The organism is Bifidobacterium sp. W8104 (assembly GCF_016100735.1).
In the GTDB taxonomy this organism is placed as follows: domain Bacteria; phylum Actinomycetota; class Actinomycetes; order Actinomycetales; family Bifidobacteriaceae; genus Bombiscardovia; species Bombiscardovia choladohabitans.
The window spans coordinates 1,995,397-2,009,411 of sequence record NZ_JACFRW010000001.1 but is presented as its reverse complement, the minus strand read 5'-3'; the positions used below and the strand labels follow the sequence as shown (position 1 = coordinate 2,009,411).

12 protein-coding genes are annotated in these 14,015 nt (G+C 63.9%); 1 reads left to right on the top strand and 11 read right to left on the bottom strand.

Annotated features, from left to right (window positions below; genetic code table 11):
* Positions 1-80: 80 nt before the first annotated feature.
* Both der and H3U89_RS07945 read right to left on the bottom strand, forming a co-directional pair.
* Positions 81-2,189, bottom strand: coding sequence for a bifunctional cytidylate kinase/GTPase Der (gene der, locus H3U89_RS07950; protein WP_198179616.1), 2,109 nt, complete (start codon positions 2,187-2,189; stop codon positions 81-83).
* Positions 2,186-2,959: a pseudouridine synthase gene (locus H3U89_RS07945; protein WP_198177802.1), complete on the bottom strand. Its 774-nt coding sequence runs from the start codon at positions 2,957-2,959 to the stop codon at positions 2,186-2,188. Before H3U89_RS07945 ends, der begins: the two co-directional genes overlap by 4 nt.
* Positions 2,960-3,129: 170 nt before the next feature.
* Here H3U89_RS07945 and H3U89_RS07940 point away from each other — a divergent pair, with 170 nt between their 5' ends.
* The gene (locus H3U89_RS07940; RefSeq protein WP_198179618.1) at positions 3,130-4,404 is read left to right on the top strand and encodes an MIP/aquaporin family protein; all 1,275 of its coding nucleotides are present in this window, start codon (positions 3,130-3,132) and stop codon (positions 4,402-4,404) included.
* Positions 4,405-4,433: 29 nt separating this feature from the next.
* On the opposite strand, the gene H3U89_RS07935 is transcribed toward H3U89_RS07940, so the two are convergent.
* The 9 genes from H3U89_RS07935 to ruvB form a co-directional block, all read right to left on the bottom strand.
* On the bottom strand, positions 4,434-4,781 hold the full coding sequence (locus H3U89_RS07935; RefSeq protein WP_232342426.1) for a DUF3017 domain-containing protein: 348 nt from the start codon (positions 4,779-4,781) through the stop codon (positions 4,434-4,436).
* A 132-nt stretch (positions 4,782-4,913) separates the two neighbouring features.
* A complete protein-coding gene (locus tag H3U89_RS07930) occupies positions 4,914-6,287 on the bottom strand; it encodes an NAD-dependent succinate-semialdehyde dehydrogenase (protein WP_198179620.1) in 1,374 nt (457 codons plus the stop codon).
* Between the two features lie 129 nt (positions 6,288-6,416).
* Positions 6,417-8,018, bottom strand: a complete 1,602-nt coding sequence (purH, locus tag H3U89_RS07925; protein ID WP_198179622.1) for a bifunctional phosphoribosylaminoimidazolecarboxamide formyltransferase/IMP cyclohydrolase — start codon at positions 8,016-8,018, stop codon at positions 6,417-6,419.
* Positions 8,019-8,070: 52 nt separating this feature from the next.
* A complete protein-coding gene (locus H3U89_RS07920; protein WP_198179624.1) occupies positions 8,071-9,447 on the bottom strand; it encodes a cell division protein PerM in 1,377 nt (458 codons plus the stop codon).
* Positions 9,444-10,367, bottom strand: coding sequence for a succinate--CoA ligase subunit alpha (sucD, locus tag H3U89_RS07915; RefSeq protein ID WP_198179626.1), 924 nt, complete (start codon positions 10,365-10,367; stop codon positions 9,444-9,446). The genes H3U89_RS07920 and sucD overlap by 4 nt, the downstream gene beginning before the upstream one ends.
* Complete coding sequence (gene sucC / locus H3U89_RS07910) at positions 10,364-11,578, bottom strand: ADP-forming succinate--CoA ligase subunit beta (protein WP_198179628.1); 1,215 nt, start codon at positions 11,576-11,578, stop codon at positions 10,364-10,366. The genes sucD and sucC overlap by 4 nt, the downstream gene beginning before the upstream one ends.
* A gap of 22 nt (positions 11,579-11,600) precedes the next feature.
* Positions 11,601-12,185, bottom strand: a complete 585-nt coding sequence (locus H3U89_RS07905) for an adenine phosphoribosyltransferase (protein ID WP_198179630.1) — start codon at positions 12,183-12,185, stop codon at positions 11,601-11,603.
* A gap of 108 nt (positions 12,186-12,293) precedes the next feature.
* On the bottom strand, positions 12,294-12,872 hold the full coding sequence (locus H3U89_RS07900) for a preprotein translocase subunit YajC (protein ID WP_198179632.1): 579 nt from the start codon (positions 12,870-12,872) through the stop codon (positions 12,294-12,296).
* Between the two features lie 66 nt (positions 12,873-12,938).
* Complete coding sequence (gene ruvB, locus H3U89_RS07895; protein ID WP_232345611.1) at positions 12,939-14,015, bottom strand: Holliday junction branch migration DNA helicase RuvB; 1,077 nt, start codon at positions 14,013-14,015, stop codon at positions 12,939-12,941.

Genomic DNA, 14,015 nt, shown 5'->3' with positions numbered 1-14,015 from the left:
ATGGTCGAGGTGCTGCGCCCGGTCCGCAGGGGTATGGAAAGGTCCCTGGGCCGACTCAGGAGCCGGGCCAGGGACCTTCTTTACTTGCGCTTCTTCTTCTCGCGTATATGCACCGAGATCTGGATGGGAGTGCCCTCGAAGCCGAACTCCTCGCGTAGGCAGCGTTCCAGATAGCGGCGGTAGCCGTGCTCTAGGAAGCCGGTGGCGAAGATCACGAAACGCGGCGGTCTGGTGGAGGCTTGGGTGGCGAAGAGGATCCTCGGCTGCTTGCCGCCCCGCAGCGGATGCGGGTGTGCAGCCTGAACCTTGCCCAGGAAGGAGTTGAGCTTGCCGGTCGGTATGCGCTTGTCCCATGATTCCAGAGCGGTGCGCATGGCCCTGGCCAGCCGGTTGGTGTGCCAGCCGGTCTTGGCGGAAAGGTTGACCCGCTCGGCCCAGGTGACCCGGTCGAACTCGGTCTGCCAGAGCCGCTCAAGACGCTGACGGCCGAAGTCGTCCAACAGATCCCACTTGTTGAAGACCAGGACGATGGCCCGGCCGGCATCCACAGCCTGGCTCATGACCTTCAGGTCTTGGTCGGCGATGGGCTGGGAGGCATCAAAGAGAATCAGCGCCAGTTCCGAGCGTTCGATGGCCGCCTGGGTGCGCAGGCTGGAGTAGTACTCGGCACCCGAGATCTTGTGCAGGCGGCGCTTGATGCCGGCGGTGTCGATGAAGAGCCAGTCCTCGCCGTCCACCTGGACCACCTCGTCGACCGGGTCACGGGTGGTGCCGGCCACATCGTGGACCACGGCCCGCTCCTCGTGGGCCAGCTGGTTGAGCAAGGAGGACTTGCCCACGTTGGGCCGCCCGACCAGAGCCACCCGGCGCAGGCCCTCCGGGGTGAGGAATCCTGAGGTCTTCTCGGCCTTGCTGAGCTGTTCCAGCGCGGCGTCCAGCAGATCGCCTATCCCCCGGCCGTGCATGGCGGAGATGGCATAGGGTTCGCCCAGGCCCAGCTTCCAGAATTCGGAGGCGGTGTAGTCGGCCATCCGGTCATCCAGCTTGTTGACGGCCAGGACGACTGGCTTGCCTGCGGCCCGAAGCATGGTGACGATCCGCTCGTCGCTGGCGGTCAGCCCCACCTGGCCATCCACGACCAGAATGACGGCATCCGCCAGGGATACGGCGACCTGCGCCTGGGAGGCAATGGCGGATTCGATGCCCTCCACATCGCTCTCCCAACCGCCGGTGTCCACCAGCTTGAATTGGGTGCCGGCCCACTCGGCCTCATAGCTGACCCGGTCCCGGGTCACGCCGGGGGTGTCCTCGACCACGGCGGCACGACGGCCGAGAATCCGGTTGACCAGGGTGGACTTGCCCACGTTGGGCCTACCCACCACGGCCAGCACGCCTACGGCCTTGGGGCCATGGTCCTGGTCATCCTGGTTTTCGGAGCCTCCCTCCAGCAGGGCTCGGTCCTCTTCATCCAGCTCATAGTCGTCCAGGTTGCGGGCATACTCGTCGTAGGAGTCCTCCTCCATGGCCGAGGAAACCAGATCGATCAGGACCTGCAGGGTCTGCTCGAAGGTCAGATCGGAGTTGTCCACGGTGGTCACCCCGTCAGCGGCGCTCATGAAGGAGGTGACCTTGGCATCCCGGGCATCCCGGGCAGCCAGATCCTCGGCGCCAGCCGACCCTGAGTGTGCCTGGCCGCTTCGGCGAGCCTGACGGACCTCCTCACGGGCTGTCAACAGCACACGTACCTGGGCATCCGGGGCCACTACCGTGGTGATGTCCCGCCCCTCGGCCACCACGCCTCGCTCCTGGTCGGCCATGATTGCCTGCTGGGCGGCGATGAGGACATGGCGCACGGCCGGAATCGAAGAGACCACGGAAACATGCTCGGAAACCTTGGTGGAACGTATCTCTTCATCCACATCACGGTCATCCAGGCTGACTCTGGGATGTTCGGGGTCCAGTCCCATGACCAGGTGGCCGCCGGTGATGGAATCGGCAACGGCTTCAGTGATCGCCTCCTGGTCGGGTTGATCCGCGTCCAAGTCCAGCCCGCGGTCCATGCACCAGAGGGTGACCGCCCGGTACATGGCACCCGTGTCCAGGTAGGCCAGGCCGAAATGTTTGGCCAGGGCCCGCGAGGTGGAGGACTTGCCCACGCCTGCCGGGCCATCGATGGCGACGGTGATCACAGTCCGACCTCCTTATCCAGGGCCTTGATCTCGGCGGCGGAGAGCACCCGGTATGAGCCCGGACGGATCTCGCCCAGTCGGATGGGGCCAATCTGGGTGCGCACCAGCCGGGTCACCGGGTAGCCGATGGCGCCGAAGATGCGCCGGACTATCCGGTTCTTGCCCGAATGCAGGACCACCTTGACGATGGTGTGCTCGCGGTTGTGGTCGATGATGGCGCAATGGTCCAGGCGGATGAGGCCGTCGTCCAGCTCCACCCCTTGGCTGACCAGCCGCCGGCAGACGTTGCCGCCGATGTGACCACTGAGCGTGGCGATATAGGTCTTCTCCACCTCGTAGCGCGGGTGCATGACGTGCTGGGCCAGCTCCCCGTCGTCGGTCATGAGAATCAGGCCCTCGGAGTCGTAGTCCAGCCTGCCCATGTGGAAGACCCGCTCGTAGCGGTCCCCGATGATGTCGCGCAGGGTGAACCGGCCCTTGGGGTCGTCCATGGTCGAAAGGACCTTGCGGGGCTTGTTCAGGGCCAGCGTGACGTGCTTGTCGTTCAGATGGATGCGGGATCCATCCACGCGAATTTGCTGGTGGGAGGGGTCAACCCGGCTGCCCAAGGTGGTGACCAGCTCGCCGTCGACCTCGACCCTGCCCTGGGTGATGATCTGTTCGCATTTGCGACGAGAGCCGAATCCGGCCTGGGCCAGCACCTTCTGGAGGCGGATGCCTTCCTCCCCCTGTTCGCGCGCTCTGATCGCCTGTGTGTATGGATGTGGCATCGTTCTCCCAACGTGGCCTGATAGATATGTAACGGATGACGTTCTGGACGACCGCAGCCGCCGAAAGGTCATATCATACTATATCGGAGCCTAGGGAAGTGTTGTTGGCTTGCTCTAAGCTAGAAACTGTTGTTGTTCATTGTCGTCGAAGGGATTGCAAGGTGGGGAACATGACTATGGAAGCAAGTGCTGAGCCGGTCCTCGAAAAGGCCGACGGGCAGGTTGCCGCAAAGCCCGTCCGCAGGCGGATCAGGGCCCGTGATGTTCGCTGGATTCGTGCGGCCGCAGAGCTGGCGGGCACCTTCCTGATCTGCGCGGTCATCTACCTGTCCTACAGCTTCGGCCAGCTGGTCATGGGCCAGCCAAGCGTGGTGCTGCCGGTTCTGGGAACCGCCCTGACCTACCTGGTCGTGACGGCCATGCTGGGTGGCGTCTCCGGTGGACACTTCAACCCCGCTGTGACCGTGGCCGCCATGTTCACCTCTCAGATCGGCATTGTTGATGGGCTGATCTACATCGTCGCCCAGGTGATCGGCGCTATTGGCGCCGGTGCGATCGCCGTCGCCCTTGTTCCGGTCAGCAAGTCCGTGCCGGACAGGACCTGGCTCATGTTCTCGGTCAACGGTTTTGCCGGAGGCTCGCCCGCTGCAGCCACCCTGGGCCAGCAGCACATCGCCTTCGGGGCGCCCATGGCCATCGTGGTTGAGCTGATCGGCTGCATGATCGTGGTGGCTGCGGCCATCACCACCCTGCGCTCCGACGGCCGTGCCCGTCGCAACCATGCCCTCTATACCGGGCTGGCCTACGGCGTCGGCGTACTGGTCACCTACCCCATCACCTGCTCGGGACTGAACCCGGCTCGCTCCACCGGCATCGCCATCTTCGCCCAGTCCAAGCACATGGCCGTCAGCCCGATCTCCCAGCTCTGGCTCTTCTGGATCTGCCCCCTGCTGGCTGCATCCCTGGTGGCCCTGGTCATCATCGTGACCAGCATCATCACCGACAACATGGCCATGCGCGCCATGGGCGCTGCTACTGATGCGCAGCTAGTTGTACAAATGGATGCAGATGCTCAGGCACAAGCACAAGCTGATGCTTTTGCCCCCGGTGCCCAGGCTCAGGCGGGCCCGGATGCTCAGGCTGAAGCCTTTGCTCCTGCCGGTGCCCAGGCTCAGGATCAATCGGCCCAGGCATCTCCTGCTCTGGTTCAAACCCCTGTTGCTGATACAACTGACACGGTCGCCCCTGCAGACACCAATGCTCAGACCGTCGATGTATCGTCTCTATCCGATTCCGATGCAGGTCAGAATACTGATGCTGGAGAGGACACTGTTGCCCCTGCTGAGGCAGGAACCATTCCTGATCTGCAGATCGAGCCCCTTCACACCACTTCCGAAGACGAAGACGGTGACACTCAATCCGAAGACAAGCCTACTGAAGACTGAACCATCGAGGATTGAAAGCCTGGAGGGGGTCACAGCAGCAGCTGAATGCTGAAGTAGGTGACCAGGAGGCCGATGCCCAGGGCTATGCTGATGAAGGCATCGAAGGGCACTGACCGCACCTTCCAGGGGCTGCGATCCTTGAGGATCAGCCGCAGGGCGCCGCAAACCAGGGCCGCGATGGACACCAGTCCAGTCGCGGCCCATGTGTATCCGAGGAAGGCCACAAGCGCGGCGACCAGCACCACCAGAAAGATGATGCCCTCGCAGACAGGACGACCCTCCTGAGCCTCAGAGACGAAGGGATGGCCTCGGCCTGATGTCTTGGGTGGCTGTGGGGGCTTGAGGTCCGGATTCTCGACCTTGTCTGCGTCTGTCATACTCTCCTGCCTCTGCACTTGCTCTGTCGGTTCGAGCCTACCAGCGCTGCTGACGCAAAGCGACCGTGCCGCCATCGCCCTTGGACGATGATGGCACGGTCACTGTTTCAACAAGGAGCCAGAGCAGTCCGATCAGTTCTTGTGCTGGAAGATCAGATGCTCGTTGGCGAAGGTGTCGAAGCCCAGGCTGTAGAGCTCGCGGCCATAGCCGGAGTTCTTGATGCCTCCGAAGGGCAGCTCTGGCATGGTCACCCAACCGCCGTTGATGAAGGTCATGCCGGTCTCGATGCGACGTGCCAGGGCATCCGCATGTTCGGTATCCGAGGAGAAGACCACACCACCCAGGCCGTAGCTGGAGTCGTTGGCCAGTTCGATGGCTTCATCCTCGTTGGCCACCTTGTAAATGGAGGCTACGGGGCCGAACATCTCCTGGTTGTAGACGGGGTTGTCACGGTCGATGTCCGTCAGAACCGTCGGGGTGAAGAAGGCCCCCGGCGAATCGTAGGGCTTGTTGCCGTAGACTACCTTGGCTCCACCGGCCACAGCCTTTTCGACCTGCTTGGCCAGATTGTCGCGGGCGGAGACCATACACATGGGGGCCAGGGTGGTTTCGGGGTTGCTGGGATCACCCAGAACCGCGTGCGAGAAGGCGTCGACGATGAGCGAGACGAAGTCGTCGTAGCGGTTCTCCGTGACGATGAAGCGCTTGGAGGAGGTGCAGACCTGGCCGGCGTTCGTCAGCCTGGCGCCTGGGGCCACCTTCTTGAGCAGATCCCAGTCAGCGTCATCCAGGACGATGAAGACGTCGTTGCCGCCCAGCTCCATGGAGGATTTCTTCAGGTGGGCTCCGGCCGACTTGGCCACTGAGGCACCACCGCGCTCCGACCCGGTAAGGGCCACGCCAGAGACCCGTGGATCGGCGATGGCACGGTCCACCTGGTCATAGTTGACGAAGAGGTTGGTCAGGCTGCCCTCGGGGGCTCCAGCCTTGGTCACGGTCTCCTCGAAGGCCACCGCCGAGCCGGGCACGTTAGAGGCGTGCTTGAGGATCATGGGGTTGCCCAGAATGAAGTTGGGGGCAAACACACGCATGATCTGGTAGTAGGGGAAGTTCCAGGGCTCCACCATGACCAGGACGCCCGTTGCCTGCTTGACGTAGTAGGCCTTGCCAGCGGGGTTGTCCAGGGGGACGGGAGCCAGCAGCTCCTCGGCGTGGTCGGCGAAGTAGTCGGCGATGTCCGCGCACAGCTCCACCTCGGCGCGGGCCTCGCCCACCAGCTTGCCCATGTCCCTGGTCAGGTTGGCTGCCAGAGCGTCCTCATCCTGACGGAAGAGCTTGGCCACCTGCCGCAGCTGAGCGGGGCGGTCGCCGGGGCCCTCCTGCTTGCGCCAGGTCTTGTAGAGGTCATGGCCGCGGGCCAGGGCGTTCTCCAGATCCTCGTCTGTGGCATCCGGGTAGGTCTTGATCAGTTGGTTGTTAAAAGGATTGACTGTCTGATAGGTCACAATATCTCCTTCGATTATGGGTCCCAGTCAGCATCATCGCTGGTCAGTTCATTCAGCATATCACTGCATTGGACCCCGCGGTCAACGAATTTGCCGCAGGGCGACATTCGACCGCGGGGTCCGGTTTCATCAGTGGAAGAAGTGGCGGGTTCCGGTCAGATACATGGTCAAATCGGCGTCCTGGGCGGCCTTGATCACCTCGGGATCACGGATGGACCCTCCCGGCTGCACCACGGCCCGGATACCGGCCTGGATCAGATACTCCAGACCGTCTGCGAAGGGGAAGAAGGCGTCGGATGCAGCCACAGAGCCCTTGGCACGGTTACGGCCCTCGTCCAGGGTGTTGGCACGCTCGACCGCCAGGTGGCTGGAGTCCACCCTGTTGACCTGGCCCATGCCGATGCCCACGGTGGCTCCCTGGTTGGCCAGGAGCACGGCGTTGGACTTGACCGAGCGGATGGCCCGCCAGGCGAAGGTCAGATCATCCATGGTCGCCTGGTCGGCGGGGCTGCCGGAGACCAGACGCCAGGTGGAAGGATCGTCTCCCGGGGCATCGATCAGGTCGGGCGTCTGCACCAAGGCTCCCCCGTCGATTTGACGGATGACCGGGCGCTGACGCGGGCGGCGCTCCACAGACAGGATGCGCAGGTTCTTCTTGGTCCGCAGCAGGTCCAGGGCCTCGGGCTCATAGCCCGGCGCCACAATCACCTCGGTGAAGACCGGCTTGATCTGCTGGGCCATGGCCAGGGTGACCGTGCGGTTGGCGGCGATGACCCCGCCATAGGCGCTCATGGGGTCGCAGGCGTGGGCGCGGCGGTGGGCCTGGGCGATGTCCTCCCCCACAGCCAGACCGCAGGGGTTGGAGTGCTTGACCACGGCCACTGCGGGCAGGTCGGGGAAATCCCAGACCGAGCGCCAGGCGGAGTCAGCGTCCACATAGTTGTTGTAGCTCATTTCCTTGGCCCCGCCCAGGTGCTCTGCAGCAGCGAAACCGTCCCGGTCCAGTGGGTCCAGGTAGAGGGCGGCCTTCTGGTGGGGGTTCTCCCCGTAGCGCAGTTGGTTGGCCAGACGCCAGGTGCGGGTCATCGCCTGTGCTGGTTTCTGATCCTCTGTCTTGTCCTGCTTGTCGTCAACCCATGTGCGTGCGGTCCACTCGGCGATGGCCGCGTCATAGGAGGCGGTCAGTGCGAAGGCTTTTGCAGCCAGACGTCCGCGCTCGGCCAGGCTGAAACCGGTGCCGGAGGCGATGCGCTCGGCGGCCAGGGCATAGTCTTCCGGGTCGGTGATGACAGCCACGCTGGCATGGTTCTTGGCAGCGGCGCGAATCATGGCAGGGCCGCCAATGTCGATGCGTTCCAGGCACTGGTCTGCGTCGGCGCCCTCAAGGACGGTCTGCTCGAAGGGGTAGAGGTTGACCACCACCAGGTCGAAGGGGGCAATGCCCAGGTCTTTGAGTTGCTGGACATGGTCGGGGTTGGTCATGTCGGCCAACAGCCCGGCGTGGATGTGCGGATCCAGGGTTTTGACCCGGCCGTCAAGGCTCTCGGGAAAACCGGTGACCTTTTCCACCGGGGTGACCTGGACGCCCAGATCCTGCAGCTTCTTTGCGGTGCTGCCGGTGGAGACGACCTCGGTGCCTGCCTGGCGGAAGGCCGATGCCAGGGATTCGAGGCCCTGCTTGTGATAGACCGAGACCAGCGCCCGGTTGATGGTGCGATTCGTGGTGACCATGGAAACTCCTACTCCTATGCTTGATTGCCGAGGCGCCCCGCCACCTTCGGACCTACTTGCCTGGTCTGCGGGTGGACGAGACCTGTCGTGGTGTGTCTGCTCGGTCGGTTGCCTTGGGCTCCTTTCCCTCCTGACCGCGTGATTGGTTGTGTTTTTCCTTGTTTTCCGCTTTGGCGGAAGTCTTTATGTCTCCTGCCTGGCGCAGATAGACGACCAGGGCATCCTTGATGATGACCAGTGCGGCGATGATGAGGGCCAGTAACCATACGCCCAGCAGGCCGACCCCCAGGGAGGTCCCGATCATGCGCAGGGAGGAGGCTATGGGCACGCCCACCCCGGCCAGTCGCTGGCGGCCCAAGGCCCCGTTGGAGAGTTGGAAAAGCAGGGCAAGGCCGAGCAGGGTGACCAGCCAGGCCAGGGCCATGGCCAGGGTTGCCATCAGGAAGCAGACTGCCGTATCCCGGGACTTCAGCCCTGCTTGGCGCACGGCAGCGTGAATTCTGACCCACCATGGCCCGGTCAGCAAGAGAATGCCGGCAACCACGCCGGCCAGCAGAGGCAGGTTGAGCAGGAGCATACGAACCCGCTGCCGGGAGACCGGCTCTGGGAAAAGCCCGAAGAGAGGCAGCGAGGGCAGGCTGGAGGCGTGGCCGGACCAGAGGGTGAAGGTGGCCAGCTGGCCGATCTTGAAACCGTTTCCGAAGAGCCAGGAGGCAGCCCAGATGATCAGGTTGGGCAACCAGGCCAGGGACGCCAGGCTGGTCGTCACAGCCGAGGCGGTGCCCATACGTGTCAGTTTGAACAGGCGGCCCACATCTCCGTGATAGAGAACGATCCAGACGATCAGGGCGATCAAGCCGGCGGCCAGCATGGCTGCCAGGAGGATCAGGCCGGCTGTGAGGCCAAGCCGAACGGTCTTGCGGACCTGGACAGGCAGAGCTTCTTTGGTGCGCTTGGCTACAGCTTGTCGGAATGGTTCGGAACGGACCCATGCCCAGCCGTAGCCCAGCAGAAAGACCAGTCCGGTGCGCAGAAGAATGACCGGGGTGGTGTCCACCTGGATGGTCTGGCTGCCCTGCATGAGGATGAGGCTGCAGAGCACCCAGACGACCAGACCGGCGATGCAGCCGCCGACGGACATGCCCATGCGGCCGACCAATGTGCGGATCACCCAGATCAGCAGACCGGTCAGCAGCAGGGGAATGATGGTCAGGGTCAGGGCTCCGGCCGTGAATCCGCAGCCTTGGGTGAGCAGGGTGATGGTTTCCGTCAGAGCCACAGTGGCCATTGACAGCGATGGACCGCCCTCCTCAATGGAAATGATGAGCATGAGCAGGGCCATGCAGGCACCTAGGGCGACAGTGTAGATAAGCATGGCTAGGAAGGCCTCTAGGGCCCCCCGGAGCCATACTTTCACCCTGTCGGTCATATGATGGCATGCTCCCGCAGCAGGTCGCGGGTCAACCTGGCTGTCTCACCGGGTGTGGTACCCACTTTGATGCCGACGGACTCGAGCACTTCCTTCTTGTCTGCCGCCGTGCCCTTGCCCCCCGAGATGATGGCTCCGGCGTGGCCCATCTGCTTGCCTTCGGGGGCGGTGAAGCCGGCGATATAGGCCACGATGGGCTTGGTCATGTGGGTGGAGGCCCAGTGTGCGGCCTCCTGTTCAGCCGAGCCCCCGATCTCGCCGATCATGACGCAGGCCTTGGTTTCAGGATCGCGGTTGAAGGCCTGCAGAGCCTCCAGCATGGTGGTGCCCACAATGGGGTCGCCGCCGATGCCCAGGCAGGCGGTGAAGCCGATGGAGGACAACTCCCCCATGAGCTGATAGGTCAGGGTGCCGGACTTGGAGACCAGGCCAAGCGGACCGCGACCGGCGATGCCCTGCGGGATGATGCCCAGATCCACGCCGACGCCGTTGGGCCGGTCGGACATGGTCATCAGTCCGGGGCAGTTGGGGCCTACGATGCGGCAGCCGCGTTCCCTGGCCAAGGCTACGCAGTATGCGGTATCGGACACGGGAATGCCTTCGGTGATGACCACGATCAGGGCGATGCCGGCCTCGATGGCCTCGACCATGGCATCCTTGGCGAATCTGGGCGGCACGAAGACCACGGAGGTGCGGGCTCCGGTCGCCTGACGGGCTGCTGCGCAATCGGCGTATACGGGAACATGACGGGCCTGGCCGTCCGGACCCTCGAAGTCTACCGTCATTCCGGCCTTGCGGGCGTTGACCCCGGCCAGGATGTTGGTGCCTGCCGCCATCATGCGGGCCGTGTGGACCATGCCCTGGTGGCCGGTCATGCCCTGGACCATGACGGGGGCGCCGTCTTCAACGAAGAGGGTCATCGTCCCGTCTCCTTTTCTGTTTGAGCGGCCAGAGCCACAGCCTGGTCTGCCGCCTCCTCCATGGTGCGGGCCACCTTGAGCCGAGGCTGTCGGGCCCTGGCCAGCAGGTCCAGTCCCTCTGCAGCCTCATTGCCGTCGAAGCGGACCACGATGGGCCGGTCGTCGTTCTGATCCTGCTCGCCCGCAGCGTTCACGGCGGCCAGGATGCCTTGGGCCACCTGCTGGCAGGAGGTGATGCCCCCGTAGACGTTTACCATGACCGAACGGACCTTGGGGTCGGAGAGAACCACGTCCAGGCTGGTGCGCATGACCTCGGGCGAGGCTCCGCCGCCGATGTCAAGGAAGTTCGCGGGTCCAACAGGAACGCCCCGTCTGCGTCCCGACCCGGCGACCGCATCCAAGGAGCTCATGACCAGTCCTGCGCCGTTACCGATGACGCCCACCTGGCCGTCCAGATGGACGTAGTGCAGGCCTGCCGCCTTGGCTTTGGCTTCCAGTGGGTCGACCTGCGCCGGGTCTGCGAACCTCTTCCAGCCGTCGTGCCGGAAGGCTGCGTTCCCGTCCAGGGAGATCTTGGCATCAAGGGCATCCAGGTGCTTGGTGGCCTCGTCGTCCGGGTCCCCCACCTTGGCCAGGGGGTTGATCTCGACCAGGGTTGCATCGCTGTCCTGGAAGGTGTGCCACATGCCCAGGAGAATCTGTGCGGCCTGCTCCAGATCCGCGTGGTAGAAACCGATGCGCTCGGCCATGGTGAGGGCGGCCTGCCTGTCGAAATCCTCCAAGGGGCCGATGTGCAGGCGCCGGACCGATTCGGGGTGCTCGCGGGCGATGGTCTCCACCTCGGTGCCGCCGCTGGCCGTGGCCAGGACATCGTAGTCCTGGGAGGCGCGGTCCACCGAGATGGACAGGTAGTACTCGTGCAGGATGTTGCGGGCCTCGGTGACCAGGATCCCGCTGACCGGGTGGCCGTCGATGTTCATGGGCAGGATGGCCTGGGCCAGAGCCACGGCCTGATCGTGATTCTCGGCTCGCTTGACGGCTCCTGCCTGTCCCCTGTGGCCGATGGTGGCCTGCCCCTTGATCATGCAGGGGTAACCGATGACGTCGGCTGCCTGACCGGCCTCTTCTGCGGTTGAGGCATAGACGGCCCTTGGCTGGGAGATGCCATGTTCGGCGAGCAGCTGCCTGGCCTGGTATTCGTACAAATCCATGGTGAAGGTCCCCCAATCGCGCTCAGGCGGGCATGTTCATCAGGCAGGTCACCGGGTAGTCGCCCAGGGCCTTGCGGCCGTCCAGACCGTTGAGTTCCATGACGAAGCTGAAACCAGCCACCCGGCCTCCGGCCTGCTCCACCAGATGTGCAGCAGCCTGGGCGGAACCGCCGGTGGCGATCAGGTCGTCGACAATCAGGACTCGCTGGCCTTGGCTCAGGGAGCCCTGCTCGATTTCGATTCGGGCGTTGCCGTATTCGAGGTCGTATTCCTGGCTGTAGGTGGGCTCAGGGAGCTTGCCGGCCTTGCGCATCGGCAGGAAGCCCTTGCCAAGGTCGCAGGCCAGCTGGGGGCCGATCAGAAAGCCGCGTGCCTCAAGCCCGGCCACCAGGTCGAAGTCCTCTGGCTTGACGGGCAGGGTGCGCTTCATGGCGTCGAGGATGATGGCCAATCCCCTGGGATCTGACATGGCCGGGATGAAGTCCCTGAAAAGGATCCCCTTCTTGGGAAAGTCCGGAATGGTACGGATCAATGAGATCAGATAAGCGGCGTCATCATCGCCCACCTGCTTAAGTTCTCCAACCTTGATATCGTCCGATTGAGCCATGATCTTCTTTCTGTTTTGCTCCTTGGAAGTGGTTGCCGGGGCCATCATACGCGCGCCGCGTTTCCGTTCAGAGTCAGCCCGACGGAAGGTGTGGCGCGCGTATAAGTTTCAGGACTTGGCAGAAGTCGAATCCGAAGCCTCGGATTCTTTGGATTCGGCGGAATCCTTGGATGCCTCCGAGTCGGCAGCGTCATCGGACTCCTCAGCAGTCCTGGCTTTGTCTGATTCGTCTTCCTGCTCCGGTTCGGAATCCGACGACTTGGATTGTGCATCATCCTTGCCTTCGGAGGCGGCAAAGTTCTGTGTGGCGGTATCGTCGGCGGCGGTGACCTCGGCGGGGGCGTCCGCATCCTCGGACTGGCCTTCGACCTGCTCGGGCAGGGGGTTGCCGTTTTCGTCAACCTCGTCGTCGTGGACGTAGGCCGGGACGATGGGAGGCTTGGTGATGGCCTGGATGCGCCAGCGGGACTGCGAACCCTCGGAGTCGATGACCACCTGCTCCTTCTCCAGGTCAACGGAGACGACCTTGCCCAGAAGACCAGTGGTGGTGGCGACCTCGTCACCGGGCTGCAGGGACTGGCGGAAGTCCTGGACGGCGGCCTGCTGTTGCTTGCTCTTGCGGGAGCTTCCCCACATCATGGCGATCATCAGGGCGATGATGACGATCATGAAAATCATGGATCCCATGGTTGTTTCCACTCCTTGTTTCGACGGGTATCAAACGGCGCTATGCATTGCTGCGAAGACCCCAGTCTAGAACAGCTTCATGACATCCTCGGGCGGTTTGCGGCCCAGGTGCTCCCAGGCCTTGGAGGTCGCCACACGCCCCTTTGGGGTGCGTACCAGGAAGCCCTCACGTACCAGGTAGGGCTCACAGACCGTCTCCACCGTCTCGGCCTCCTCGCCCACCATGGCGGCCAGGTTGTTCAGGCCCACGGGTCCGCCGTCGAAACTGTTGACGATGGCCTTGAGGACGGCCAGATCCAGACGGTCCAGCCCCTCGGAGTCGATCTGGTAGAGGGCCAGGGCCTGCTTGACATCGTCAGGGCCGACCTGGTCAAGATCGTGGACTATGGCCCAGTCGCGCACCCGGCGCAGGAGGCGGTTGGCGATCCTGGGCGTGCCACGGGAGCGCAGGGCCAGCTGATGGGCGGCATCATCCTGCAGAACGATGCCCAGGACCCTGGCCGACCGTTCGACCAGCTTCTCCAGCTCCTCCTCCGGGTAGAAGTCCAGGTGGGCGGTGAAGCCGAAGCGGGCCCGCAGGGGCGAGGGCAGCATGCCCTCACGGGTGGTGGCGCCGATGACCGTGAACCTGGGCAGGGTCAGCGGAATGGAGGATGCGCCAGGGCCCTTGCCCACCATGACATCCACGCGGAAATCCTCCATGGCGATGTAGAGGAGCTCCTCGGCGGCCCTGGGCAGGCGGTGGATCTCGTCGATGAAGAGCACCTCGCCGGCTTCCAGGGAGCTCAGGATGGAGGCCAGGTCGCCGGCGTGCTGGACTGCCGGGCCCGAGGTGACGCGGATGGGCACCTCCAGCTCGTGGGCGACGATCATGGCCAGGGTGGTCTTGCCCAGGCCTGGAGGGCCTGCCAGCAGGATGTGATCCGGGGCCACGTCACGCTTTTTGGCGGCCTTCAGGAAGAGTCCCAGCTGGGCCTTGAGCCGGGGCTGGCCGATGAACCCGTCCAGGGTTTCCGGACGCAGCTCCTCGTCGCTGACCGGCTCGCCTTCGATGGGTCGGGCCGAGACCAACCGCAGGGATTCCTCCTGGGCGTCGCCATTCTGGGAGTCGATGTACCCCGTGGACATCTGCTTGTCAGCCAT

Coding starts and splice junctions, on each gene's coding strand:
- H3U89_RS07900 (WP_198179632.1), bottom strand. CDS start 12,872: ATGGGATCCATGATTTTCATGATCGTCATCATCGCCCTGATGATCGCC.
- H3U89_RS07920 (WP_198179624.1), bottom strand. CDS start 9,447: ATGACCGACAGGGTGAAAGTATGGCTCCGGGGGGCCCTAGAGGCCTTC.
- sucD (WP_198179626.1), bottom strand. CDS start 10,367: ATGACCCTCTTCGTTGAAGACGGCGCCCCCGTCATGGTCCAGGGCATG.
- H3U89_RS07905 (WP_198179630.1), bottom strand. CDS start 12,185: ATGGCTCAATCGGACGATATCAAGGTTGGAGAACTTAAGCAGGTGGGC.
- H3U89_RS07935 (WP_232342426.1), bottom strand. CDS start 4,781: ATGACAGACGCAGACAAGGTCGAGAATCCGGACCTCAAGCCCCCACAG.
- sucC (WP_198179628.1), bottom strand. CDS start 11,578: ATGGATTTGTACGAATACCAGGCCAGGCAGCTGCTCGCCGAACATGGC.
- purH (WP_198179622.1), bottom strand. CDS start 8,018: ATGGTCACCACGAATCGCACCATCAACCGGGCGCTGGTCTCGGTCTAT.
- H3U89_RS07940 (WP_198179618.1), top strand. CDS start 3,130: ATGACTATGGAAGCAAGTGCTGAGCCGGTCCTCGAAAAGGCCGACGGG.
- H3U89_RS07945 (WP_198177802.1), bottom strand. CDS start 2,959: ATGCCACATCCATACACACAGGCGATCAGAGCGCGCGAACAGGGGGAG.
- ruvB (WP_232345611.1), bottom strand. CDS start 14,015: ATGGCTGACAAGCAGATGTCCACGGGGTACATCGACTCCCAGAATGGC.